This window comes from Rhizobium sp. Leaf384, assembly GCF_001424065.1.
Taxonomy (GTDB): Bacteria; Pseudomonadota; Alphaproteobacteria; order Rhizobiales; family Rhizobiaceae; genus Ferranicluibacter.
The window spans coordinates 556,186-579,009 of record NZ_LMQE01000001.1; the positions used below are offsets into that span (position 1 = coordinate 556,186).

The 22,824-nt window shown below is 65.6% G+C and carries 23 protein-coding genes; 12 read left to right on the forward strand and 11 right to left on the reverse strand.

Features of this window, described 5'->3' with window-relative positions; translation table 11 throughout:
• Positions 1 to 4 precede the first annotated feature (4 nt).
• On the reverse strand, positions 5 to 1,891 hold the full coding sequence (locus tag ASG25_RS02700; RefSeq protein WP_062471965.1) for an ABC transporter ATP-binding protein/permease: 1,887 nt from the start codon (positions 1,889 to 1,891) through the stop codon (positions 5 to 7).
• A 180-nt stretch (positions 1,892 to 2,071) separates the two neighbouring features.
• Positions 2,072 to 4,237 (reverse strand): LysM peptidoglycan-binding domain-containing protein, encoded by a 2,166-nt coding sequence (locus ASG25_RS23320; RefSeq protein ID WP_062468911.1) that lies wholly within the window; start codon positions 4,235 to 4,237, stop codon positions 2,072 to 2,074.
• A gap of 255 nt (positions 4,238 to 4,492) precedes the next feature.
• On the opposite strand from ASG25_RS23320, the gene ASG25_RS02710 reads away from it, so the two are divergent.
• Positions 4,493 to 5,113, forward strand: a complete 621-nt coding sequence (locus ASG25_RS02710) for a TIGR00730 family Rossman fold protein (RefSeq protein WP_062468914.1) — start codon at positions 4,493 to 4,495, stop codon at positions 5,111 to 5,113.
• Positions 5,114 to 5,232: 119 nt separating this feature from the next.
• Here ASG25_RS02710 and rarD read toward each other — a convergent pair whose 3' ends face one another.
• Complete coding sequence (rarD, locus tag ASG25_RS02715) at positions 5,233 to 6,162, reverse strand: EamA family transporter RarD (protein ID WP_062471968.1); 930 nt, start codon at positions 6,160 to 6,162, stop codon at positions 5,233 to 5,235.
• 482 nt (positions 6,163 to 6,644) lie between these two features.
• Here rarD and ASG25_RS02720 point away from each other — a divergent pair, with 482 nt between their 5' ends.
• The gene (locus tag ASG25_RS02720) at positions 6,645 to 8,552 is read left to right on the forward strand and encodes a bifunctional 2',3'-cyclic-nucleotide 2'-phosphodiesterase/3'-nucleotidase (RefSeq protein ID WP_244479337.1); all 1,908 of its coding nucleotides are present in this window, start codon (positions 6,645 to 6,647) and stop codon (positions 8,550 to 8,552) included.
• 119 nt (positions 8,553 to 8,671) lie between these two features.
• Here ASG25_RS02720 and cimA read toward each other — a convergent pair whose 3' ends face one another.
• The 5 genes from cimA to cysS all read right to left on the reverse strand — a co-directional run bounded on the left by cimA (position 8,672) and on the right by cysS (position 13,969).
• Positions 8,672 to 10,288, reverse strand: a complete 1,617-nt coding sequence (cimA, locus tag ASG25_RS02725; protein WP_062468916.1) for a citramalate synthase — start codon at positions 10,286 to 10,288, stop codon at positions 8,672 to 8,674.
• Between the two features lie 2 nt (positions 10,289 to 10,290).
• Positions 10,291 to 11,271, reverse strand: coding sequence for a prolyl aminopeptidase (gene pip, locus ASG25_RS02730; RefSeq protein ID WP_062468921.1), 981 nt, complete (start codon positions 11,269 to 11,271; stop codon positions 10,291 to 10,293).
• A complete protein-coding gene (locus tag ASG25_RS02735) occupies positions 11,268 to 11,789 on the reverse strand; it encodes a GFA family protein (RefSeq protein WP_062471974.1) in 522 nt (173 codons plus the stop codon). The genes pip and ASG25_RS02735 overlap by 4 nt, the downstream gene beginning before the upstream one ends.
• Positions 11,790 to 11,800: 11 nt before the next feature.
• On the reverse strand, positions 11,801 to 12,286 hold the full coding sequence (locus ASG25_RS02740) for a GFA family protein (RefSeq protein WP_062468924.1): 486 nt from the start codon (positions 12,284 to 12,286) through the stop codon (positions 11,801 to 11,803).
• A 225-nt stretch (positions 12,287 to 12,511) separates the two neighbouring features.
• Positions 12,512 to 13,969 carry a cysteine--tRNA ligase gene (gene cysS / locus ASG25_RS02745; RefSeq protein ID WP_062468928.1) on the reverse strand — a complete coding sequence of 486 codons (1,458 nt, stop codon included), beginning with the start codon at positions 13,967 to 13,969 and terminating at the stop codon, positions 12,512 to 12,514.
• Between the two features lie 548 nt (positions 13,970 to 14,517).
• Between cysS and ASG25_RS23060 the strand changes: the two genes are divergently transcribed.
• Positions 14,518 to 14,694 (forward strand): hypothetical protein, encoded by a 177-nt coding sequence (locus ASG25_RS23060; protein WP_164490737.1) that lies wholly within the window; start codon positions 14,518 to 14,520, stop codon positions 14,692 to 14,694.
• 43 nt (positions 14,695 to 14,737) lie between these two features.
• On the opposite strand, the gene ASG25_RS02750 is transcribed toward ASG25_RS23060, so the two are convergent.
• Positions 14,738 to 15,562, reverse strand: a complete 825-nt coding sequence (locus tag ASG25_RS02750) for an SOS response-associated peptidase (protein ID WP_082479987.1) — start codon at positions 15,560 to 15,562, stop codon at positions 14,738 to 14,740.
• Between the two features lie 138 nt (positions 15,563 to 15,700).
• On the opposite strand from ASG25_RS02750, the gene ASG25_RS02755 reads away from it, so the two are divergent.
• The 3 genes from ASG25_RS02755 (at position 15,701) to ASG25_RS02765 (ending at position 17,044) form a co-directional block, all read left to right on the forward strand.
• On the forward strand, positions 15,701 to 16,147 hold the full coding sequence (locus tag ASG25_RS02755; protein ID WP_062471977.1) for an NUDIX domain-containing protein: 447 nt from the start codon (positions 15,701 to 15,703) through the stop codon (positions 16,145 to 16,147).
• Complete coding sequence (locus tag ASG25_RS02760) at positions 16,144 to 16,650, forward strand: TIGR02301 family protein (RefSeq protein ID WP_244479296.1); 507 nt, start codon at positions 16,144 to 16,146, stop codon at positions 16,648 to 16,650. The genes ASG25_RS02755 and ASG25_RS02760 overlap by 4 nt, the downstream gene beginning before the upstream one ends.
• 124 nt (positions 16,651 to 16,774) lie before the next feature.
• Positions 16,775 to 17,044: a hypothetical protein gene (locus ASG25_RS02765; protein WP_092988168.1), complete on the forward strand. Its 270-nt coding sequence runs from the start codon at positions 16,775 to 16,777 to the stop codon at positions 17,042 to 17,044.
• Here the strand turns inward: ASG25_RS02765 and ASG25_RS23585 are convergent.
• The gene (locus ASG25_RS23585) at positions 17,038 to 17,160 is read right to left on the reverse strand and encodes a hypothetical protein (protein WP_277996158.1); all 123 of its coding nucleotides are present in this window, start codon (positions 17,158 to 17,160) and stop codon (positions 17,038 to 17,040) included. The two genes, ASG25_RS02765 and ASG25_RS23585, sit on opposite strands and share 7 nt — an antisense overlap.
• On the opposite strand from ASG25_RS23585, the gene ASG25_RS02770 reads away from it, so the two are divergent.
• From ASG25_RS02770 to ASG25_RS02795, 6 genes are all read left to right on the forward strand, one after another.
• Positions 17,159 to 18,004 (forward strand): hypothetical protein, encoded by an 846-nt coding sequence (locus ASG25_RS02770; protein ID WP_062468933.1) that lies wholly within the window; start codon positions 17,159 to 17,161, stop codon positions 18,002 to 18,004. The two genes, ASG25_RS23585 and ASG25_RS02770, sit on opposite strands and share 2 nt — an antisense overlap.
• Positions 18,005 to 18,249: 245 nt before the next feature.
• Positions 18,250 to 19,110, forward strand: coding sequence for a folate-binding protein YgfZ (locus ASG25_RS02775; protein ID WP_062468935.1), 861 nt, complete (start codon positions 18,250 to 18,252; stop codon positions 19,108 to 19,110).
• Entirely contained in the window at positions 19,107 to 19,727 is a 621-nt protein-coding gene (locus ASG25_RS02780) for an HD family hydrolase (RefSeq protein ID WP_156379641.1), read from the forward strand. Before ASG25_RS02775 ends, ASG25_RS02780 begins: the two co-directional genes overlap by 4 nt.
• Positions 19,724 to 20,299 (forward strand): tyrosine phosphatase family protein, encoded by a 576-nt coding sequence (locus ASG25_RS02785; RefSeq protein ID WP_062468951.1) that lies wholly within the window; start codon positions 19,724 to 19,726, stop codon positions 20,297 to 20,299. Before ASG25_RS02780 ends, ASG25_RS02785 begins: the two co-directional genes overlap by 4 nt.
• A complete protein-coding gene (locus ASG25_RS02790) occupies positions 20,289 to 21,266 on the forward strand; it encodes an NAD regulator (RefSeq protein WP_156379642.1) in 978 nt (325 codons plus the stop codon). The genes ASG25_RS02785 and ASG25_RS02790 overlap by 11 nt, the downstream gene beginning before the upstream one ends.
• A 77-nt stretch (positions 21,267 to 21,343) precedes the next feature.
• Positions 21,344 to 22,210, forward strand: coding sequence for a mechanosensitive ion channel domain-containing protein (locus tag ASG25_RS02795; protein ID WP_082475673.1), 867 nt, complete (start codon positions 21,344 to 21,346; stop codon positions 22,208 to 22,210).
• Positions 22,211 to 22,227: 17 nt separating this feature from the next.
• Here the strand turns inward: ASG25_RS02795 and ASG25_RS02800 are convergent, their stop codons facing one another.
• Complete coding sequence (locus ASG25_RS02800) at positions 22,228 to 22,755, reverse strand: superoxide dismutase family protein (protein ID WP_062468954.1); 528 nt, start codon at positions 22,753 to 22,755, stop codon at positions 22,228 to 22,230.
• Positions 22,756 to 22,824 lie beyond the last annotated feature (69 nt).

The following is a 22,824-nucleotide window of genomic DNA, read 5'->3' on the forward strand; positions in this document are numbered from 1 at the left end:
CGCCTCACACGGCCGGCGGGCGACGCGTGACGATGCCGAGATCGTCTTCCTCCTGGACCTTCTTCAACTGCTCGGCCGCCTGGGTCGCCTCGCGTTGGCGGCTCCACATCGAGGCGTAGAGGCCTTCGCGGTCGATGAGTTCGCCATGCGTGCCGCGTTCGGCGATGACGCCGTCCTTCAGCACGATGATCTCGTCGGCCTGGATCACGGTCGAGAGGCGGTGGGCGATGACAAGGGTCGTGCGGTTGCGCGAGACGATATCGAGGGCGGCCTGGATTTCCTGCTCCGTCCGCGTGTCGAGCGCCGAGGTCGCCTCGTCGAGGATCAGGATCGGCGGGCTTTTGAGAACCGTCCGCGCGATGGCGACACGCTGCTTCTCGCCGCCCGACAGCTTCAATCCACGCTCCCCGACCATGGCGTTGTAGCCTTCCGGCAGCGTCTTGATGAAGGTGCCGATCTGGGCGATCTCGGCGGCCGCCTCGACCTCGTCGTGAGAGGCGGAGATGCGGCCGTAGCGGATGTTGTAGGCGATCGTGTCGTTGAAGAGCACGGTATCCTGCGGAACCATGCCGATCGCGGCGCGCAGGCTCTTCTGGGTCAGGCTCCGAACGTCCTGACCGTCGATGGTGATCGCACCTTGCTGGACGTCATAGAACCTGTAGAGCAAGCGTGACAGCGTCGACTTGCCGGCACCCGACGGGCCGACCACGGCGACGGTCTTGCCGGCAGGGACCTCGAAACTGATGCCTTTGAGAATGGGCCGCGCCGCGTCATAGGCGAAATGCACGTCCTTGAAGACAATGGCGCCCTTGTCGATCGCCAGGGCCTTGGCGTCGGGCGCATCGACCACCTCCGCCTGCACCTGGAGCAGATCGAACATCTGTTCGATGTCCGTGAGACCCTGACGGATTTCGCGGTAGACGAAGCCGATGAAATTGAGCGGAATCGAGAGCTGCATCAGCATGGCGTTGATGAAGACGAAATCGCCGATCGTCTGTTCGCCGCGCTGCACGGCGAGCGCCGACATCACCATCATGATCGCCGTGCCGAGACCGAAGATCAGCGCCTGACCGAAGTTCAGCCAGCCGAGCGAGGTCCAGACCTGGGTTGCCGCCTTCTCGTACCGCGCCATCGACTGATCGAAGCGGGTCGCCTCCATCTGCTCATTGCCGAAATACTTGACGGTCTCGAAGTTCAGCAGCGAATCGATCGCCTTGGTGTTGGCGTCGGTGTCGCTGTCGTTCATCGAGCGCCGGATGGAGATCCGCCAGTCGCTGGCCTTCACCGTGAACCAGATATAGACCGCGACCGTGACGGCGGTGACCAGCAGGTACGAGAAACCGTAGCCCCACCAGAAGATCGCGGCGGTCAAGAGGAACTCGATCAGCGTCGGCACCGTGTTGAGAATGGTGAAACGGACGATCGTCTCGATGCCCTTGGTGCCGCGCTCGATGATGCGCGACAGGCCGCCGGTGCGGCGTTCCAGGTGGAAGCGCAGCGACAGCTGATGCATGTGAACGAAGGTCCGGTAGGCCAGCTGGCGGACCGCATGCTGGCCGACGCTCGCAAACAGCGCGTCGCGCAGCTGGTTGAGCCCCGCCTGCAGCAGGCGGGCCAGATTGTAGGCCACGACCAGCATCAGCGCGCCGGTCATGGCGGCGGGGAGAATGCCGGTCATGTCGGCGCGGCCGTTCAGCGCATCCGTCGCCCATTTGAAGAAATAGGGCACGAGCAGCAGCACGATCTTGGCAACGAGCAGGATGACCGTCGCCCAGACCACGCGCATCTTGAGGTCGGCACGATCGCTCGGCCACATATAGGGCCAGAGGTTGAGGATGGTCTGCAGCGGATTGCCGGCATCCGCCGACACGGTCTTCTTCTGGTCCGTCATGATGTCTTCGCGTTTCCAGCCGGCAGGGACATGCGGCCGACAGAGGGAGCGCCGGTCGAACATGCAAACGGCGCCCCCTGCGGAAGGCGCCGTTCGCGTTGCTATCACATAGGCTCCCTCGCCCGCCGCGGCAATGGCCTGCAGCCCGACAGCTGCGCCCTGCCGCCGTGCGGCGCGACCTTACGGCGTGTGCTGCATGTGTCGGCGGTGGATTTCCTGCGACTCCGCGTCCGGCAGCGCCTTGTCCGGCACGCCGAAGACCTGGCCCGGCAGGATGCGGTCGGGATCGAGGATCTGGTCCTCATTGGCGACATAGATCGTGGTGTAGCGGACCCCTGCCCCGTATACGCGGCGCGAGATCTGCCACAGCGTATCGCCGCGGCGGATGATGACCGAGCTCTTGCTCTGCTGCAGAGGCGCCTGCTGCACCGTCTGCGGTTCCCCACCGGCCGTCTGCGAAGACTGCGTCGCGGCAGAGCCGGCGACAGGCTGATCCGGCGCGACCGGGGCGATCCCGGTGGTCTCGTTCGCCTGGGTCTTCTGTGCAGCCGCGCTGTCCAGCTGAGCGTTTGCTGCCCGATCGTTTGTCACCTGATCGACGGGTGCAGGCGCCGTCACCCTGGCCGAACCGTTTGCGGCCAGAGCGGGCGCCGTTTCCAGCACGCGGGCCATCGCGATGTCGAGGCGACCCAGTACGGCACCGACGGCGGCGGCATCGCGGGGCACGGGCTTCAGGATTGCCAGCGCCTCGGCGGCCGCCTTGGTGGTGGTGGTGACGCGATCGGCAACGCTTGTCTGCATGCCGGCGACCGGCTTGACGCCGGCAAGCGACGTCAGGGCGATTTCCGTGGCGGAGCGGGCTGCGGCCAGCTGGTCGAGACCCGGCAGCTTGCCGTCGGCAAAGAGAGCCTTCAGCAAGGCGAAGGCCTTGGCCGCCTCCATGCGCGAGGCGTCGAAGATGGCGCCATCGAAAGCCGGATCGGCGCCGCTGGCGGGTGTCTGCGCGACAGCCGCGATTTGATCGCCTTCCGGACGTTCGAACGGCACGGCGGCGCGCAACTGAACCTTTCCATCCGCACCGATCATGTCGACCCGGATCACGTGCTGGCCGACGGACAAGGCGAGCTCGCCATCGATGACGAAGCGGCCCTGCGCGTCCGCCTTGCCCTGGCCGACCAGCTGGTCGTCCGCATAGATGCGCACGGTCGCGTTCGGCCGCGCGGTGCCGGCGACAAAGAGCTTGCGGCCCTCGATCTCGACCGCGGACACGGCGACCGGCGACGTCGGCGCTGCCTCGGACGTGGCTGGCTGTGGACCGTTGGCCCCAGAAGCGGCGCTTGGGACTACCCCGGGGGCAGACGCGGCAGGCGCCTGCACTGCGGCCTGGTCGCTTGCAGACGGCGCAGCCGAGGACGGAGAGGTCGCCGCGGGCGTCCCGGCTGCGGCAGGCGCGGTCAGGATGCGGCTGGCCTCTCCCGGCTTCGTGACCATGGCGAGGAGCTGCCCGTTGTCGACCTTGGGAATGGAAACCGTGGCAACTTCCTCCGAGGCGGTGACGGTGCCGGCGGGCGTCGTGCTGCGCAATGTCAGCTGATAATCACCGGGTGCGAGCGGCTTGTCGAACACCGCCGCGAAATCGCCGGATCCCCCGACATCCGCCGTGCCGACGACGACGTTGCCATTGACGATCTCCAGCTTGCTGTTCGGCGCAGCGCGGCCGGCAATGACGGTCGAGCCGTCCGGCTCCACGCGCAACACGTCGAAGCTCGGTGCCGGGGCGCCGTCAGCAGCAACGGTCGAGCCTGCGGCAGGGGCGGTGGTGGCAGACGGCGCAGTCCCGCCTGGCGCCGCCGGCGTCAGCGACGTGTTCGGCTGACCGCCTGCCTGAGTTGCGCCTGCCTGAGTTGCGCCTGCCTGATTTGCGGCTGCCTGACCCGGAGTGGCCTGATCGGCGGTGCCCGTGCCCGCCTGATCCGACGTCGGCTGGCCTGCCGGTGTCTGATTTGCCGGTGTCTGATCTGTTGGTGTCTGGCCGGCCGGTATCTGGTCCGCCGATGCCGCGCCTGCGTTCGGCTGAGATTGAACACCCGCGTCTGCCGGATTTGCAGCATTGCCGGCGCCGGGCCGATTGCCCTTCGCTTCGACCGTCGTGGTATCGCCGCTGCCTGAAAGCGCGCCGGGCGTTCCGGGGGCTCCGTCTGCCGGCGCCGGGCTTCCTGCGCCCGCACTCTTGGCATCCGTCGACGGTGCCTTGTCACCGACATTGGGCAAGACGACGAAGATCATCAAAAGCGTGGCGACTGCCAGCACGACGAGCGCGACCAGACCTGCCGTATTCTTCCTCATGCAACTCTCCACCACGGGCGTTTCGACCGACCGTGTTCAACGAAAACGCTTGCCGTGCTCATCGGCCTTGATGACGGGCCGGACCGTCGCGCGCGCATGGGACGTCGCCCAGCGCGCATCTCTTGAAATTGCTAGCGATATCCAGCCCACTCCACAAGCAGGGATGCATGTTCTGGCGCCTTTGCAAGCGCCTTTTTACATGTTTAGCCTGGTGCATGCCTTGACGCGCCGGCAGACCGGATGTCTGCTTCGGGTATGAGCGATCAACCTGTTCCGATTCGATCCATCTGCGTCTACTGCGGGTCCCAGCCGGGGCGCGAGCCCGAGTTCATGGATGCGGGCCGCAGGCTCGGCCAATCCATCGCCGAACACCACCTGCATCTCGTCTATGGCGGCGGCACCAAGGGCATCATGGGGGCCGTGGCCAGCGGCGTGCTGGCCAAGGGCGGCCGCGTGACGGGGATCATACCGCAGTTCCTCATGGACATGGAGGCGACCCGGCATTCCCTCGGTCAATTGAGCGAACTCGTCGTCACCGCCGACATGCACGAGCGCAAGCACAAGATGTTCGAGCGGGCGGATGCCTTCGTGACGCTGCCGGGCGGCATCGGCACGCTAGAGGAGATCGTCGAGATCATGACCTGGGCGCAGCTCGGGCGGCACCGAAAGCCGATCGTGCTCGTCAACATCAACGGCTTCTGGAACCCGCTGATGAAGCTGATCCACCACATGGCCGACAGCGGGTTCATCCACACGGCGCATCTCGTGCAGCCCCTCGTCATCGACGATCCGGACGAGGTGGTCCCGGCGCTCAAGGCTCATTGGGCCGGTACGGTCGACCGTGGCGGCGAGAGCGACATTATCGACAGGATGTAGGCGAAAGCCCATTTCCCGGCGTGGCGGGGTGCGGTTCTCTCCGCACCGAACCTCTCCGGATGGGCACATTCTCCGTCCATCCGGCATTGCCTCGTTCCATCAGGCATTGCCACCTTGCATCAGGCACTGCGCAGCGCGGCCGCCTGACGGGCCTTGCGGCTCTCCACCAGCATGGACCCGGTATAGATCACCAGCGCCATCCAGATGAGCCCGAAGGCCATCAGCTTCACCATGCCGAAGGGTTCGTGGAACAGGAAGACCGCAATGAGAAAGACGATGCTCGGCGCGATATACTGCATGATGCCGATGGTGGAGAGACGCAGCAGCTTGGCGCCGTTGGCATAGAACAGCAGCGGCACGGCGGTCACGACGCCGGACGAGACGAGCCAGGCCACGTCAGTCATGCCGGTATCGGTGAAATGCCCCTGCCCCGACGCTTCGAGATACAGGATGTAGGCGAGCGACGGGACCGAGAGCAGCATCACCTCCAGAAAGAAGCCCTGGTTCGGCCCGACCGGCAGCGTCTTGCGGAAGAAGGCATAGAAACCCCAGGACACGCAGAGGCCGAGCGACACCCAGGGCAGCCCGCCGGCGTCGAAAGCGATGATGGCAACGGCAGCGACGGCAAAACCGATCGCGACCAGCTGTGCCCGGTTCAGCTTTTCCTTCAGCAGGACCGCGCCGAGAAAGATCGAGAACAGCGGATTGATGTAATAGCCGAGCGCCGCCTCGAGCGTCCGACCCGCACCGATCGCCCAGACATAGATGCCCCAGTTGAACGTCACCAGGATCGCCGTGAGCGAGGCCATCAAAAGCATGCGCGGCGAGCGCAGAGCCAGCTTCAGATCTGCCGTGCGACCGAGCCACAGGATGAAGCCGCCGACGAGCGGGACCGACCAGACGATGCGATGGGCCACGACCTCTGCTGCCGGAATGTGCCCGATGCCCTTCATGAAAAGCGGCAGGACGCCCCAGAAGAGATAGGCGATGGTGGCCAGCAGGAAGCCGCGGCGGCTGTCGCCATTGCCGGGAACAGAGGCTGTCGCCATCGGCTTGGATGTCACGTCGGCCATGTCGAGGCCCTCCTCCGGCCTTGTCGCGCAGACATGCGCAACCCCTGCCAGGGTGCAGCCTGTCTCCCGCACGTCGCGTCAAGCCTGCGGCTTACGCGAAAAGACCGGGCGGCTCCAATTCATTTCCCTGAACGATCAACGAATTCTGGTGACACACGACCGTCGCTTTTGCCTGCAAGGTGGAGAGCGGCGGGCTTTCCCGCCCAGAGCAGGCCGGATTGCCGGAGGGGATCGCAACGAGGATCGTCCGGCACGGGATCCGGCTTGAGAAGAACCGGCACGAAAGGAACGTCATGTCCTCCCCCTCAGCGCCCGTCTGCCCGTCCGAGGGCCGCCCATCCCCAACCCGCCTGTCCCAAAGCCGCCTGCCCCAGGGCCGTGCAAACCTGACCGGAACAAACGCCGGCGTCAGCCGCCGCACCTTTCTCGGGGGACTTGCTTCGGCATCCGGGCTTGTGATGCTCCATCCCTTCGCCGCCCGCGCGGCCGCCAATCAGGCGCATCTGCGCATCATGGAGACGACGGACATCCACGTTCACGTCTACCCGTACGACTATTACGGCGACAAGCCGAACGAGACGCTCGGCCTGTCGCGCACGGCCTCGATCATCGACGCGATCCGCGCAGAAGCCGGCAATTCTTTTCTGGTCGACAACGGCGACATCCTGCAGGGCAATCCGATGGGCGACTTCATGGCCTATCAGAAGGGTCTGAAAGCCGGCGACGTCCATCCCGTCATCAAGGCCATGAACCTGCTCGGCTACGAAGCCGGCACGCTCGGCAATCACGAGTTCAACTACGGGCTCGACTACATGGAGAAAGCGCTGGGCGGCGCGAATTTTCCTTACGTCTGCGCCAACCTGACGAAGGGAATGCTGGCCGAGGACCCGACCCGGGACGCGCTGTTCTTCAAGCCCTATACGATCATCGAGAAGACCGTGACGGACGGCACCGGCGCGGCGAGCCCGCTGAAGATCGGGCTCATCGGCTTCGTTCCGCCGCAGATCATGCTCTGGGACATCAAGAACCTCGAAGGCAAGGCGCAGACGCGCGACATCGTGGAAGCCGCCCGCGCCTGGGTTCCGGTGATGAAGGAAGACGGCGCCGACATCATCGTCGCCCTGTCGCATTCGGGCATCGACGGCACGGGCCAGACCGACCGCATGGAAAACGCCTCGCTCTATCTGGCCGGCGTCGAGGGCATCGACGCCGTGCTGACCGGGCATCAGCACCTCGTTTTCCCCGGCCCCAAGAGCTTTGACGGCATTGCGGGCGTGGATCCGGTCAGGGGCACGCTGCAGGGAAAGCCTGCGGTCATGGCCGGCTTCTGGGGCTCCCATCTCGGGCTTATCGATCTTCTGCTGGAGCGCGACGGCCGGCGCTGGAAGATCATCGACTTCACCACCGAGGCGCGGCCGATCTATCACCGCGAGGACAAGAAGGTCGTGGCCGACGTCAATGACCGGGCCGATATCCTGACCGCCGCCAAGGACGAACACGAGGCGACGCTGGCCTATGTCCGCACGCCCGTCGGCAAGACATCCGCGCCGCTCTACTCCTATTTTGCGCTGGTGGCCGACGATCCGTCCGTTCAGATCGTCGCCCAGGCGCAGACCTGGTACGTCAGGGACATGCTGAAGGAGACGGCGTGGAAGGATCTGCCCGTTCTCTCGGCGGCCGCTCCCTTCAAGGCCGGTGGCCGCGGCGGCGCGGATTACTACACCGACGTGCCGGCCGGCGACATCGCCATCAAGAACGTGGCCGATCTCTATCTCTATCCGAACACCGTCCAGGCGGTGGTCATCACCGGGGCACAGGTGAAGAACTGGCTGGAAATGTCGGCGGGCATGTTCAACACCCTCATACCCGGACAGACGGACCAGCCGCTCCTCAATGCCGGCTTTCCCTCGTACAATTTCGACGTCATCGACGGCGTGACCTACGAGATCGATCTGTCCCAACCACCCCGCTTCGACACGGACGGCAGGCTTGTGAACGAGGCGTCCCACCGGATAAGAGACCTGACGTTCGACGGAAAACCCATCGATCCGGAAGCGACGTTCGTCGTCGCCACGAACAATTACCGAGCTGGCGGCGGGGGCAAGTTCCCCGAGATCGCCAGCGACAAGGTCGTCTTCGCGGCCCCCGACACCAACCGCGACGTCATCGTCCGCTACATCCACGCCGAGGGCACGATCAACCCCGCAGCCGACGCCAACTGGCGCTTCAAGCCAATGCCGGGAACGACGGCACTCTTTGAGACGGGACCGAAGGCACGGCCGTTGCTCGGCGAGGTCAAGGCCGCGCGGATCGAGGATGCCGGCGACGGTGGCGACGGGTTTGCCAAGTTCCGACTGGTGCTCTGAAGCCTCCCGAAGCGCGCTTCGGCGCGCGCCGCGCTTTCCTGCGGCGCGCATCCTCCGGCGGTGTTCGCTCGAAACACCCGCCCGGACTGTCTTATGGCAGCGACGTCTGCAGGAAGACCCTACTCTGCCGCGGCCGCCACCACCTCGTCGCGGTTCTTCAAAAGCTTGAAGACGATACTGTCCATCAGGGCCTGAAACGAGGCGTCGATGATGTTGTCGGAGACGCCGACGGTCCACCATCGTGCACCGGTGCCGTCGGTGGATTCGATGAGCACGCGGGTCACGGCCTCCGTGCCGCCATTGAGGATGCGCACCTTGTAGTCCGCAAGCTCGAGATCGCCGATCTCGTTCTGGTACTTGCCGAGATCCTTGCGCAGAGCGAGATCGAGCGCGTTGACCGGGCCGTGACCTTCCGCAACCGACAGGGTCTCCTCGCCGTCGATGGTCACGCGGACGACTGCTTCCGACACGGTCTTCAACTGGCCGTTGGCGTCGAATCGCCGCTCCACCATCACCCGGAAGCTCTCGACATGAAAGAAGTCGGGCACATGACCAAGCGTTCGGCGGGCCAGGATGGCAAAGCTCGCATCAGCGCCTTCATAGGCGTAGCCGGTCGCTTCGCGCTCCTTCACGATGGAGATCAGCTTGTCGAGCCGCGGATCGTCCTTGCCGACCACGATGCCGCGACGTTTCAGGGCGTTGATAAAATTCGCCTTGCCACCCTGGTCCGACACCATGACCTTGCGCAGGTTACCGACGCTTTCCGGCGTGACATGCTCGTAGGTGCGCGGATCCTTCAGAAGCGCCGACGCGTGGATGCCGGCCTTGGTGGCGAAGGCGGAGGCGCCGACATAGGGCATCTGATGGTCCGGCGAGCGGTTGAGCAACTCGTCGAAAGCGTGGGAGAGCTTCGTCAGTTCCTGCAGGCGGTCCGTATCGATGGCCGTCTCGAAGCGGGCGGAGAAGACGTGCTTCAGCGCCAGTGTCGGGATGATCGTGACGAGATTGGCATTGCCGCAACGCTCGCCGATACCGTTGAGCGTTCCCTGGATCTGGCGGACGCCGGCCTCGACCGCGGCAAGCGAATTGGCGACGGCCTGCCCCGTATCATTGTGGGCGTGGATGCCGAGACGCTCGCCGGGGATGCCGGCGGCGATGACCGACGCGACGATGGCGCGGATCTCTTCCGGCTGCGTGCCGCCATTGGTGTCGCAGAGCACGATCCAGCGGGCGCCGGCATCATAGGCGGCGCGTGCGCAGGCGAGCGCATAGTCGGCATTGGCCTTAAACCCGTCGAAAAAGTGCTCGCAATCGACCATGGCCTCGCGACCGCTGATCACCACGGCGTCCACGGATGCCGTGATGTTGTCGAGGTTCTCCTGGTTGGTGCAGCCGAGCGCCACGGCCACGTGGTAGTCCCAGCTCTTCGCCACGAGACAGATCGTGTCGCTTGCCGACTGGAGAAGCGCGGCCAGCCCGGGATCATTGGCGGCGGACACCCCCGTTCGCTTCGTCATGCCGAAGGCGACGAACCGGGCGTTGCGGGTCCGGCGCTTGGCGAAGAAGGCGGTATCGGTCGGGTTGGCACCGGGATAGCCGCCCTCGACGTAGTCGATGCCGAAATCGTCGAGCATCGCGGCGATGGCGATCTTGTCCTCGACGGAGAAATCGACGCCGGGCGTCTGCTGACCGTCGCGCAGGGTGGTGTCGAACAGGAAGATGCGCTCGCGCGTCATGGTCAGGCGTCCTTTCCGGCAAAGCTGTCGGTCGCGCGGATCAGCCGGTCGAGGATGCCGGGCTCGTTCATGGCGTGACCGGCGCCTTCGACCAGGTGGAACTCTGCCTGCGGCCAGGCCTTGTGCAGGGCGTAGGCGTATTTCGCGGGACACGGCATGTCGTAGCGCCCCTGGATGATGACGCCGGGAATGCCCTGCAGCCGATGCGCATCGCGCACGAGCTGGCCCTCGTCCATCCAGCCGCAATGCACGAAATAGTGCGTTTCCAGCCGGGCGAACGCGTCGGCGAAATCGTCCTCGGCAAACTTGCCGCTGGTGTCGGGCTGCGGCAGAAGCGTGATCGTCTCGCCCTCCCATGTGCTCCAGATCTTGGCGAGCCTGCGACGCAACGCGATATCGTCGCCGGTCAGGCGGCGGTAATAGGCCTGCATCATCTCGTGCCGTTCCTCGGGCGGGATGGGCGCGACGAAGCGCTCGTATTTGTCGGGAAACATTTCGGAGACGCCGAACTGGTAGTACCACTCGAGCTCGGCCTTCGTCAGCGTGTAGATGCCGCGCAGGACGAGCTGCGAGACCCGCTCGGGGTGGGTTTCGGCATAGGCAAGCGCCAAAGTCGAGCCCCAGGAACCGCCGTGGACCAGCCATGTCTCGACCCCGACCATTTCGCGCAGCCGCTCGATGTCGGCCACCAGATGCCAGGTCGTATTGGCTTCAAGCCCCGCATGCGGCGTGGACCTGCCGCAACCGCGCTGGTCGAAAAGGAGCACGTCATAGAGCGCAGGGTCGAACAGGCGGCGATGGTTCGGTCCGCTGGTGCCGCCCGGTCCGCCATGCAGGAACACGGCGGGCTTCGCCCCGGGGGTGCCGGCGCGTTCCCAGTAGACCCTGTGCCCGTCGCCGACATCGAGATGGCCGGATGCATAGGCTTCGATCGGTGGGTAAAGGCCGCGCAGGCTGGTGTCCGTGTCGTGCTCTGGGGTCATAGGCTTAGTCCGTGGGTCGGCCAATCGGCGGTCTCGTGATCGGGGTGCTGGAAGGAAATGACGGCTTCCTGCTGCGCATAATAGTCCGGGTCCGTGTGGACCGGCTGGTCGAAGATGGTGGTGACCCAGGGAAGCCGGGCCTTCACGTTCACCTGGATCTGCGGCGCGAGATCCGCCCGGTCATCGAAGGCGCCGATGGCGATCTCGAGACCGCCGGGATGGCGATAGGCCAGCGGCGTGCCGCAGGCGGCGCAGAAGCCGCGCGCGATGTTGACGGAGGACTGGAACCAGGCCGGCTCGCCCCGGCTCCAGACGAAACCGTCTTCGGGAACCGTGACCAGCGGGCCGAAGAATCCGCCGAACGCCTTCTGGCACATGCGGCAATGGCAGATCGACGGGCGGCCGAGCTTGCCGTCGACACGGAAGCGCACGGCGCCGCACTGGCAGCCGCCCGTCCTTTCGCGGCCCGTTGTTTCGCCGCCTGTTGTTCCGCCGCTTGGCGGGGTCTGGTCCGGGATGATGGCCTTGCTCACTGCGGTCTCTCCTGCGGCGGCCATTGGTCGGTCTCGTGGTCGGGATGCTGGTAGGACACCAGGGACTCCAGGAACGGCGCTGCCGTGATATCGGCCATCGTGTCCTGTTCGGGCAGATCGCGGATGCCATCGACACAGGGCAGCTTTGCCTCGGTGCCCCACTGGATGACGGGCCTGATCGCTCCCGGGTCGTCGAAGGTGGCGATGGCGAGCGCGATACCGTCGGGCGCCTCGTAGGTCAGCGGCGTGCCGCAATCCGCGCAGAAGCCGCGCTGCACATGGTTGGACGACCGGAAATGCCTTGGCTGCCCGCGTGTCCAGGCGAGCCGGGCCGAACGCGCCGAAACCAGCGGCAGATAGTACCCGCCGCACGCCTTCTGGCACATCCGGCAATGACAGACGGAGGCATCGCCGAGCGGACCTTCCACCCGGAAACGCACCGCGCCGCACTGGCATCCGCCTGCACGCATGTCATCCGTCATGCTGCGAACTCTCCTTGGTTGCGCCCTACAGAAAATCCTATGAACATCAGCGACATGGTGCCCGCCGCTCCCAAACGGAGTCCGGAGGCTGACGCGTCGCATGAAGGAAAGATCCATTGCCTGTCGTGCTGCGCAAAAATGCCTTCCATCCTGTACGCTCGCGTTTCGTTTTGCATTTCATGTCGATCGTCGCCGGATAGCAAGGCCGGCGCTCGCTTGACGCCTCTAGCGCCGGATCTCCCAGGTCGTCACACGCTCTCCCGTTTCCGCGTCCTTGCCGTCCTTCAGCTGGATGCCGTCGGTCAGAAGCTCGTCGCGGATGCGATCGGCCTCGGCGAAGTTTCGCGCCTTGAGAAGGTCGAGCCGCTGCGCGATCCGCCGGTTGACCTCGGACCGCGTCTCCTCGTCGTCATGACCGGAGGCGCGATCGTTTGCCTGCTGGCTCAGGTGCTCGATCGCCTCGAAGCCCATGAGGTCGAGGAGCCCGAGAAAGGCGGCCGCAGCGTCCAGATCGCCCTTGGCCGCTTCGGCAGCGAGCTGATTCATGCCGGTGATGACCGGGTAGAGGTTGAGATCATCGAGAACGGGGCTGTCGGCCGGCAGCGTCCAGGCGCGCGCGTCGGGCCGACCGGCCAGAACGGCTTCGACCCGCGGCTTGGCGTCGGCCCAGCGACGCATGATGCCCTGGGCCTCTTCGAGCCGCTTGAGGCTGAAGTCGATCGGCTGGCGATACTGCGTCATCAGCATGGCCAGCCGCAGAACTTCGCCCGGCCAGGCCCGGCCGCCGAACTCCTCCGTGTGGAGAAGCGCGTGAATCGTGACGAAATTGCCGTCCGATTTCGACATTTTCCGGCCTTCGATCTGCACGAAGCCATTGTGCATCCAGACGTTCGCCATCGCGCTGGTGCCATGCGCGCAGCGCGACTGGGCAATCTCGTTCTCGTGGTGCGGAAAGATCAGATCGAGCCCGCCGCCGTGAATGTCGAAGGTTTCGCCAAGATAGCGGTGGCTCATCGCCGAGCATTCGATATGCCAGCCCGGACGGCCGCGGCCCCAGGGGCTGTCCCAGCCGGGCTCGTTTTCGGACGACATCTTCCACAGCACGAAATCGCCGGGGCTCTTCTTGTGGGCATCGACCGCAACGCGGGCGCCCGCCTGTTGTTCGTCGAGATTGCGATGGGAAAGCGCACCGTAATCGGCCATCGAGGTCGTGTCGAACAGCACCTCGCCGGCGGCGACATAGGCGTGCCCCCGCGCGATGAGCGCCTCGATGATCGCGATCATTTCGGCGATGTTGTCCGTCGCACGCGGCTGCACGGTCGGTTCCAGGGATCCGAGCGCACGGGCGTCCGCCAGGAACTGCGTCTCGGTCTTTTCCGTGACGGCCCGGATGGCGTCGTTGAGGGGCAGATCCGGAAAATCGCGCAGCGCGCGGGCGTTGATCTTGTCATCGACGTCGGTGATGTTGCGGACATAGGTCACCTTCGCCTCGCCATAGAGATGCCGCAGCAGGCGGAACAGGACGTCGAACACGATGACCGGGCGGGCATTGCCGATATGCGCGAAGTCGTAGACGGTGGGGCCGCACACGTACAGACGGACATCCTCGGCATCGATCGGCGTGAACACGGCCTTCTCGCGTGTCAGCGTGTTGTAGAGCCTCAGTGCCGGCACGTCCGTCATGCGTATGGTCTCCCTGTCTAGGTTCGTTGTCTTTGTATCGTTGTCGTCACGTCGTCGGCTTCCTGCCCGAACGCCCCGTCCGGATGATCTCCGCGAGGGATCGACCGCGCCGGCCTGCCGGCCTTCGCGTTGTCATCTTTGTCTTGGGTAAGGAGACGAAACGGAAAAGGCCAGCGACGAGCGCTAGCGAATGATCGAGCCGCAGATAATGCAGGTGTCCGTTTTCATGCCGGCTTTATCGCCGTTCTCGTCCTTTGGGTCAAGGGCCGAACCTGACCACCAGAACCGAAAGGCCGTCCGCACCGACGGTTGCATTGCAGCATGAGCTTTGCCGCGTTGCAGCATGCTTTTGCTCGCAAAAAGCTCGCAAGACGGACATGAATTTGTCATGATTGAACCGCTTCAAAACCATAGATTTCTTGGAGAGTCGAGCTTGCGGGGACAACGCAGGAAGCTTGGGTCTCCCGGAACGAAAGGGGTGCAGCAGGTTGTATAAGTGACCAAGCAGCACCCGATCCGGGACGGAATGAAATTAAGGAGAGAGTGACATGACGGAACGCAAGACGGACACGGCGGATACCGCTGCCAAGAACGAGACATTGATCGACCGCTATCGCCCGCTCGGCCTGAAGGCCGTGGCTGCCGCGGCTTTGCATCAGAAGCCCAAGGCATCGACCCAGACGACGAAGGTTTCGGATCGCGCCCGCGACTGGCGCGAGCACTGATCGCGGACGGCAGCCGAGGTCCCGCAGCGTTGCGACCGGGCGCTCAGAACAGCGACAGCTGAGGCCCGTCACTCTTGTGCAGCGATGCTTCAGGCCCGGCCTTGGCGCCGCCCGGCTTCCTGTCGGACGGGCTCTGGGCGTTGACGGCCTGCCGCGGCACCGCGGCGACGGTGACCGGCGTCTGAATGTCAGGTGTGGTGTTGGCGACCTTGTTGACCGCGTCGGATATCGGCACGAACTCGAAGAGATCGTCGTCGGCCGGAACCATCAGGTCGGCGACATCGCGCGGCTCCTGCGTCTTGCAGTCGAGCCAGCGCTCGAAATTTTCCGGCCGGATGACCACGGGCATGCGATCGTGAATGAACTCCATTGCCGCGTTGGCGCGGGTGGTGAGGATCGCGCCGGTATCCATCTCGGATCCGTCGGCCGAAGCCCAGGTTTCCATCAGCCCGCCGAAAGCCACGACCCCTCCCGCCTTCGGCCGGATCCAGTAGGCCTGCGACGGCAGGCCGCTCTCCTTCGGATGACGCCGCCATTCGTAGAAGCCGGAGGCGGGCACAAGCACGCGGCGATGGCGCATGGCGGCCCGGAACGAAGCCTTTTCGATCGCCGTCTCGGCGCGCGCGTTAAGCAGGAGGGGAAAGTCGCCGGGATCCTTGACCCAGCCGGGTACCAAGCCCCAGCGCACGAGCCCAGCGCGGCGCGGCGGCGTGTTGCTGCGCGGGTCCGAGCGGTCGGCGGCGGCGACCACCAGGATCGGCTGCGTCGGCGCGATATTGTACCGCGGCGGAAAATCCCCGGCGTCGATGACGGCAAGCGCCTCTTCCAGTTCCTCGGGCGTGACCGTCAGGGCAAAACGTCCGCACATGATGTCGATCTCCCTGTGACCGACCGGCGCCGGACCATTCCGCCAGGCTTCGGCCACTCTGCGGCGACGCATAGGATCGCGTTCGCCCCGTCCCTTGATGTAGGAACGATTGGCATGCAACGCCAGAACGGAACCGACATGACTGCCTCTCTTTCCCCCGCCCCGCCTCCTTCTCCCGCCCTCGCCTCGTCGGCGATCGTCGTGCGCGCTGGACGATACCTCCTCGTGCGCCGCTCCAAGCCGCCGTCTGCCGACATGTATGCCTTTCCGGGCGGCCGGTCCGAGCCGGGGGAGACGCCGGCGGAAACAGCGATACGGGAGCTGCTCGAGGAGACCGGCATCGTCGGATCCGCGCCGCAGCTCTTTGCCACCTACGACCTGCCGGCAGCAAAGGCGGACGGCGCAGGCGGGCGGCACTTCTTCCTCTCGGTGTTCCGCGTCGAGGCAGAGGTCGATGCCGAAGCCGTGGCGGGAGACGATGCCGCGAGCCTTGGCTGGTACACGGCCGACGAAATTGCTGACCTGCCGGCGCCGCCGAGCGTGCGGGACTGCATCGCCAGGCTGGAAGCCCTGCGGGCATCATGAAACGGTCGGGCCTTGCGGAATCGGCGGAATCCGGCATCTTCGCCGGCATGACTCTTGCCCCCCTCTCGCGCCGCGTCTGTCGCCTGCGCTGCGCCACCGCCTGTCTGCTGCTTCTGGCTATGCCCCTACCCGTCGCCCTGGCTCAACCGGCCGCGGAACGCGCGCCCGCGCCGAGCGTCGATACGGCCGCCCCGAAGCCGGCGCCCTACGATGCCCGCCTGCTGCGCATGGCGGAAATCGTCGGCTCCGTCACCTATTTGCGGACGCTCTGTGCCGACGCCTCGGCCGGAGAATGGCGGGAGGACATGCAGGCGCTGATCGACCGGGAGGCCGGCGCGGAGGCGGATCGGAAAGCGCGCCTTACCGCCGCCTTCAACAGGGGCTATCGCAGTTTTGCGGCGGTCTATACACGCTGCACGCCGAGCGCCCGGCTTGCCGACAAGCGCTACCGTGACGAAGGCGCAACACTGGCGGCCGAAATCGTCTCGCGCTTCGGAAATTAGGGGTGCGTTAACCTTTTTTCGAACGGGCCGTGTCGTTTCGGTAAAAGACTGCTAGTCTTGTTAAGACCATGGTAACAAGTGCCGCCGCGATTCCGATGCGGCGTGATGTGAAAGCGTAAATTGCATGGAACGATCGATGGAGCAGAGCCTCAACGAGATAGACGACATGATCGTCCACGAGAAGATGCAGGCGGCCCTGGAACATCAGAACGAGGCGTGGGCTGACGGCATGGCGGACGGTATCGAGCCGGAGATCATCGCCGATGCCGCCATCGCGCTTGCCATGCGCGAGACGATCCGTCTTCACGGCGAGGACGGGGCTGAAGCCATGCTCAATTCGCTGCGCGAGCGCATGCTTGCGGGCGAGTTTTCTCCGCAGCGCTCCCTTCAGTAGCCGCTGCCCGATGCGGGCACGTCCGTCTCCGGACGCCCCAGACGTAAAGCGCCGGCCGTAGCGCCCTTAGCAGTAGCGCCCCAGCAGTAGCGCCCCACCAGTAGCGAGAGTGCCATGACACGTTCGTCGGACAGCCGGAGTCCATCCGTTCTTGTGGGTGCGCTTGCCGTCGCCTCCCTGATCGCCTCGACGTCCCTCCTTTCCACGACACCGGCTCTTGCCCTCAGCCAGTTGCGCACGATCCCGGGCGATGCCGGTCCCGATGACGCGGGTTCAAGCGGCGCGACCACGGGCGCGCCGGACGCGCCGTCAAAGGACGACGCCAGCGCCCCGAGCAAACCCACCGCACCGGGCGCCATCCCCATGCCCGATCCGCTGGTCAACAAGCCGGTGGCACCGGCACGGCCCGGCAAGGCCGAAGGGCAACCCGGCAAGACACCCGCCGCAGGCGGCCCCACCGCCCAGCCCCCCGGCAGCGAGACGCGCGAAGGCCCGGTCGAGGTCCTGACGGATGTGTCCAAGATCCCGAAGCCGGTCGCCCGCATGCGCGAATTGATTGTCGAGGCTGCCGCCTCCGGCGACATCGAGCGCCTGCGCCCGCTGCTCGGCAAGGGCGAGACGGCGACGGCCATCGGCGACAGCGGAGAGGAAACCGATTCTGTCGCTGCCGTGAAAAGTCTTTCCGGCGACGCGGATGGTCTGGAAATCCTGGCGATCATGCTCGACGTCCTGTCCACGGGCTTCACCGTGATCGACAAGGGCACCCCGGACGAAATGTATGTCTGGCCCTATTTTGCGGCCAAGCCGCTCGACAGCCTGACCCCGCCGGAGAAGGTCGACCTGATGCGTCTCGTCACCGCCGGCGACGTGGCGTCCATGCAGGAGTTCGGCAGCTACAATTTCTACCGCATCGGCATCACGCCCGACGGTCAGTGGAAGTTCTTTATCGGCGGCGATTGAGGCTCGCGCCCGTCTGGAAACGCTTTGCCGGTCATGCGCTGCCGCATGGGGCGGAGTGCTTGCAGCGCAGCCGTCGAAAGCCTACCTCTCAAGCATGCGTCGCGTGCTTCTGCCGGTCTCTTGGGTCGAACGGAAGCTGCGCCGACCGGTGCAAGGCGTGCGGCCGTCCTTCGTCGAAGGCCTGCGCGGTGCAGGTGCGCCATCCCGTTCAATGCCTGGGCGTTCCGGCCCTTTCAGGATCGATCATGTCTCTTCTCTCTGTCCCCGACCGCGCTCTCGTCCTGGTATCCGGAGAGCCGGCCATCGCGTTTCTCCAGGCGCTGATCACCACCGATCTCCTGCAATTGGAGGCGGATGAGGTTCGTCCCGGCGCCCTCCTCACCCCGCAGGGCAAGATCCTGTTCGACTTCCTCGTCAGCCGGACGGACAACGGCGTCCGGCTCGAAACCGATGTCGACCAGGCGCCCGCGCTCATGAAGCGGCTGACGCTCTACAAGCTGCGTGCGCCCATCACGCTCTCGCTGGATGCCGAAACCGCTGTCGCGGTGTCGTTCGAGCTGGCCGAGGGCGCGTTGCGCGACGTGCGCTTTGCGATGTCGGGCGTTACCGCCTATCGGATCTACGGCGCGAGCGGCGTCGACGACAGCAGCGGGCGTGTCGACGCTGCGCGCATCGCCGCCGGGATTGCGGTTTCCGGCGCGGATTATGCGTTGCAGGATGCGTTCCCCCACGATGTTCTCCTCGACAAAAATGGCGGTCTTTCCTTCCGCAAGGGCTGCTATGTCGGCCAGGAGGTGGTGTCCCGCATGCAGCATCGGGGTACGGCGCGGCGACGCGTGGTGACGGTGGAGGCAAACGGCACCCTGCCCGCGTCCGGCACGCCGATCACGGCAGCCGGCAAGGTCATCGGCACGCTGGGAAGCGTCGCGGGACGCGCAGGCCTTGCCATCGTGCGCATCGACAAAGCGGGCGAAGCCATGGCGGACCGGACGGATATCCTGGCAGGCGACGTCAAGGTGGCGCTGGCGCTGCCGGCCTGGACCGGGCTCGCCTTCCCCGTGCCGTCACCAGACGCGGCTCCCAAGACCTCCGAGGCGGGCGCCTGATGTCGCCACGAGCCTGGCAGCGCATGCTCTCCGGTCGGCGACTGGATCTGCTCGACCCGTCCCCGCTCGACGTCGAGATCTCCGATATCGCACACGGACTTGCCCGCGTCGCACGCTGGAACGGACAGACGGATGGCGCGCATGCCTTTTCGGTCGCGCAGCACTCGCTGATCGTCGAGGAGATCTTTCGCCGCAACGGCAAGGCCAGCGCTGCGGAATGCCAGATGGCGCTCCTCCACGATGCGCCGGAATACGTCATCGGCGACATGATATCGCCCTTCAAGGCCGTGGTCGGCGGCGGCTACAAGGTGGTGGAGAAACGGCTCGAGGGTGCGATCCATCTGCGCTTCGGCCTGCCGCCGATCACGCCCGAGGCCGTGAAGGAGCGGATCAAGAAGGCCGACCAGATCGCAGCCTATTTCGAAGCCACCGTGCTGGCCGGCTTCACGCTCGAGGAAGGCCGCCGCATCTTCGGCCAGCCGCGCGGCATCACGCGCGACATGCTGGCGATGGAGCCTCTTCCCGCGCTCGAGGCGCAACGGCTCTTCGTCGCGCGTTTCGAGGCGATCGAGGCGGAGCGGACGGCCGGGCAGACCGTGCAGGAGGCGCACACATGAGCGTGATCGTCGTTTCGCCGCTCGCCCGCATCGGGGAGATGGCCGTCCGTCATGGCTGCCGGGACATGCTGAGCCTGATGGCTGTCGGGCACACATTTCACAGGCCTGGGGTGATTGCGGCGACGCGGCACCTGACGCTCGGGCTGAACGACATCACCTTTGCCGGCAACGACAAGCTGATTGCGCCGGCCGAGGAGCACGTGGAAGAGATCGTGCGGTTTGCCCAAGGCTGGGATCGCCGGACGCCGCTCCTCGTGCATTGCTGGATGGGCGTATCCCGCTCGCCCGCCGCCGCAGCCATTGTTGCGCTCACGGTTGCACCCGATCAGGACGACGAGACACTGGCAGACCGGCTGCGTGCGGCGTCGCCCTTTGCAACACCCAATGCCCGCCTGATCGCAATCGGTGACAGCATGCTCGACCGCGGCGGTCGACTGGTCAGGGCCATGAAACGCATCGATCGGGGCAAGGATGCGGATGGCAACACGCCGTTCGTGTTCGATCCCCTGCCGCCGCCGGCCATCCTGTCTCCCGCCCCTGCGGATCGCGGAGTGCCAGCCGATGCCACGTGAGGCGGTACCGGGCGGCATGACCGTCGAGATCGGCCTCAATGCCGCGATCGTCGCGATGGTCGATCGGTCGCCCCGCATTCTCGTCGTCAACGACGGCGGCGATGGCGGGCGGGATGCCCTGCCCTTCGGCCCCTTCGACCCGGCCGTTCACCGCACCTTCGAGACGAGCGTGCGGGCGCGGGTCGAGGAGCAGACCGCGCTCGATCTCGGTTATATCGAGCAGCTCTATACCTTCGGCGATCGTGGCCGGCAGCGGCTGGCCAACGAGGATCGCCTGCATATGGTCTCCGTCGGCTATCTCGCGCTCACGCGGAGCGACCCGGAGACGACATCGCACCTCGCGCAGGCCGGGGTCCACTGGCGCGAATGGTATGTCTACCTGCCGTGGGAAGACTGGCGGCGGGGACGCCCGGCCGTGCTCGATCGCGTGATCCTGCCGGCCTTGAGCGTGTGGGAACGGGAAGATCCGGGCAGCCGCCGCAGCCGCCTGCGGCTCGCCTTCGGCCTGGACGACTTCCCCTTCGACGAGGAGCGCGTTCTCGAACGCTACGAGCTGCTCTACGAAGCCGGCCTCGTTGCGGAAAGCCGGAGCGGCACGGAGGGAAACGGCGCAGAGACGCCGGCCGCGGCAGGCCTTCCCGTGGGTCAGGCCATGCGCCATGACCACCGGCGCATCGTTGCCACGGCCGTTGCCCGGCTGCGCGGAAAGATCAAGTATCGACCCGTCATCTTCGAACTCATGCCGCCGGAATTCACGCTGACGCGCCTGCAGGAAGCGGTGGAGGCGATCTCCGGACGGCATCTGCACAAGCAGAATTTTCGCAGGCTCGTGGAAGGCGCCTCGCTGGTGGAACCGACCGGCATGACCACCGGGGGAACCGGCGGGCGACCGGCCGCGCTCTTCCGCTTTCGACGGCAGATCCTCGACGAGCGACCGGCGCCGGGGCTCAAGCTCGGCACCCGCTGACCGTACCAAGCGGCGCCGTGCGGTTGACCCCCGGAGCTTCCGCCCCATGTCCCTCCTTCCAACGAAGAGGGCCTTTCATGGAAGCACAACAGCCGGACGTCATCCTTGCGACCCGCACGGCGCTCAGCCAGGCATCCGCCCTGGCCGTGCAGTATTCGTTCTCGATCGTGGGCGCCCTGGTGCTGCTCTGTGCGGGTTGGCTCATTGCGCGTCTCTTGCACAACTGGGCCTATGCCGGTCTGAAGCGGGTGCACGGGATCGATGAGACGCTGGCCCGGTTCTTTTCCAACATTATCCGCTATGCCCTGCTGGTGCTGGTCTTCGTCACCGTGCTCGGCCAGTTTGGGGTGCAGACGGCCTCGATCATCGCAGCTCTAGGCGCTGCCGGCCTGGCCGTCGGTCTCGCGCTTCAGGGCACGTTGCAGAACATTGCCGCAGGAATCATGCTTCTCGTGCTCCGGCCCTTTCGGGTCGGCGAATCCATCGAGACGTCCAGCGTGACCGGCACCATCCGCGAGATCGGACTGTTCGCGACGGAGCTTGTGGATTCCGACGGTGTCTATCGGCTCGCGCCCAACTCGACGCTGTGGAATACGCCGGTGCGCAATTTCAGCCGTCTGCCGACACGCAAGCACGACCTGACCATCTCCGTCGGCGCCGACCGCGATCTCGACGGCGCGATGCAGCGACTTCTCGACATCGCCAAGGGCAACGAAAACGTGCTGAAGACACCGGCACCGGCCGTCTTCATCTCCGAGCTTTCCGGCGACGGGGCCAGCGTCACGCTGCGCTACTGGGTCTCGACGCCGAACTGGTGGGCGACGACCCGCAGCATGCTGAAGCGCGTCAAGGACGAGTTTGCGGTGAAGCCTGAACCGAACCTGCCGATGGAATCCCAGACAGACGAAGACCGGGGCGACAGCCCCGGTCCGCTGGGTTCGTAGTTTAGATACCGACGACGTTATCGGATGACGGCGCAGGCGAGACGCTCGCCTGCATCGCCGGACGGCTGGCTGCGGTTGTCGTCCGGCTTGGCGTGGATCATCAGGGCCCGTCCCCGAATGCCATTGGCCTTGTCGTCGAGCGTGACCATGGTGTTGAACACCTGTGCGCGCAGCGTGCCGTCCGCACCGACATATTGATTGGGCATATCGCCGGCATGCGGGCCGTTGGCGGCGAGAAAGCCGTGCTCCGTCTTTTCCGGATTGAAGTGGCCACCCGCGGATTCATGCGCGTGGGCAGGATCGCACTTTCCGGTTTCGTGAACATGGAACGCGACCCAGGTTCCCGCCGGCAGGCCCGTTACCTCGACCTCCATGAGAACGCCGTGCTTGCCGGCGGTCAGGACCGCACGCCCGGTTTCCTTGTCGTCCTTGCCGACAAAGCTGGCCATGGCCGTCTGGGACTGCATTTGGGCGGCGGCGGGGACCGCGGCGGCGACGGTGGCCGCAAGCGCGGCGGCCGTGAAAGTGATGAGCGCTGACGTCATGATGTTCCTTCCCTGATGATCCCGATGTCCGGGAAACGAAGCCGCGTATTCGCAGACCCGCATGGACGC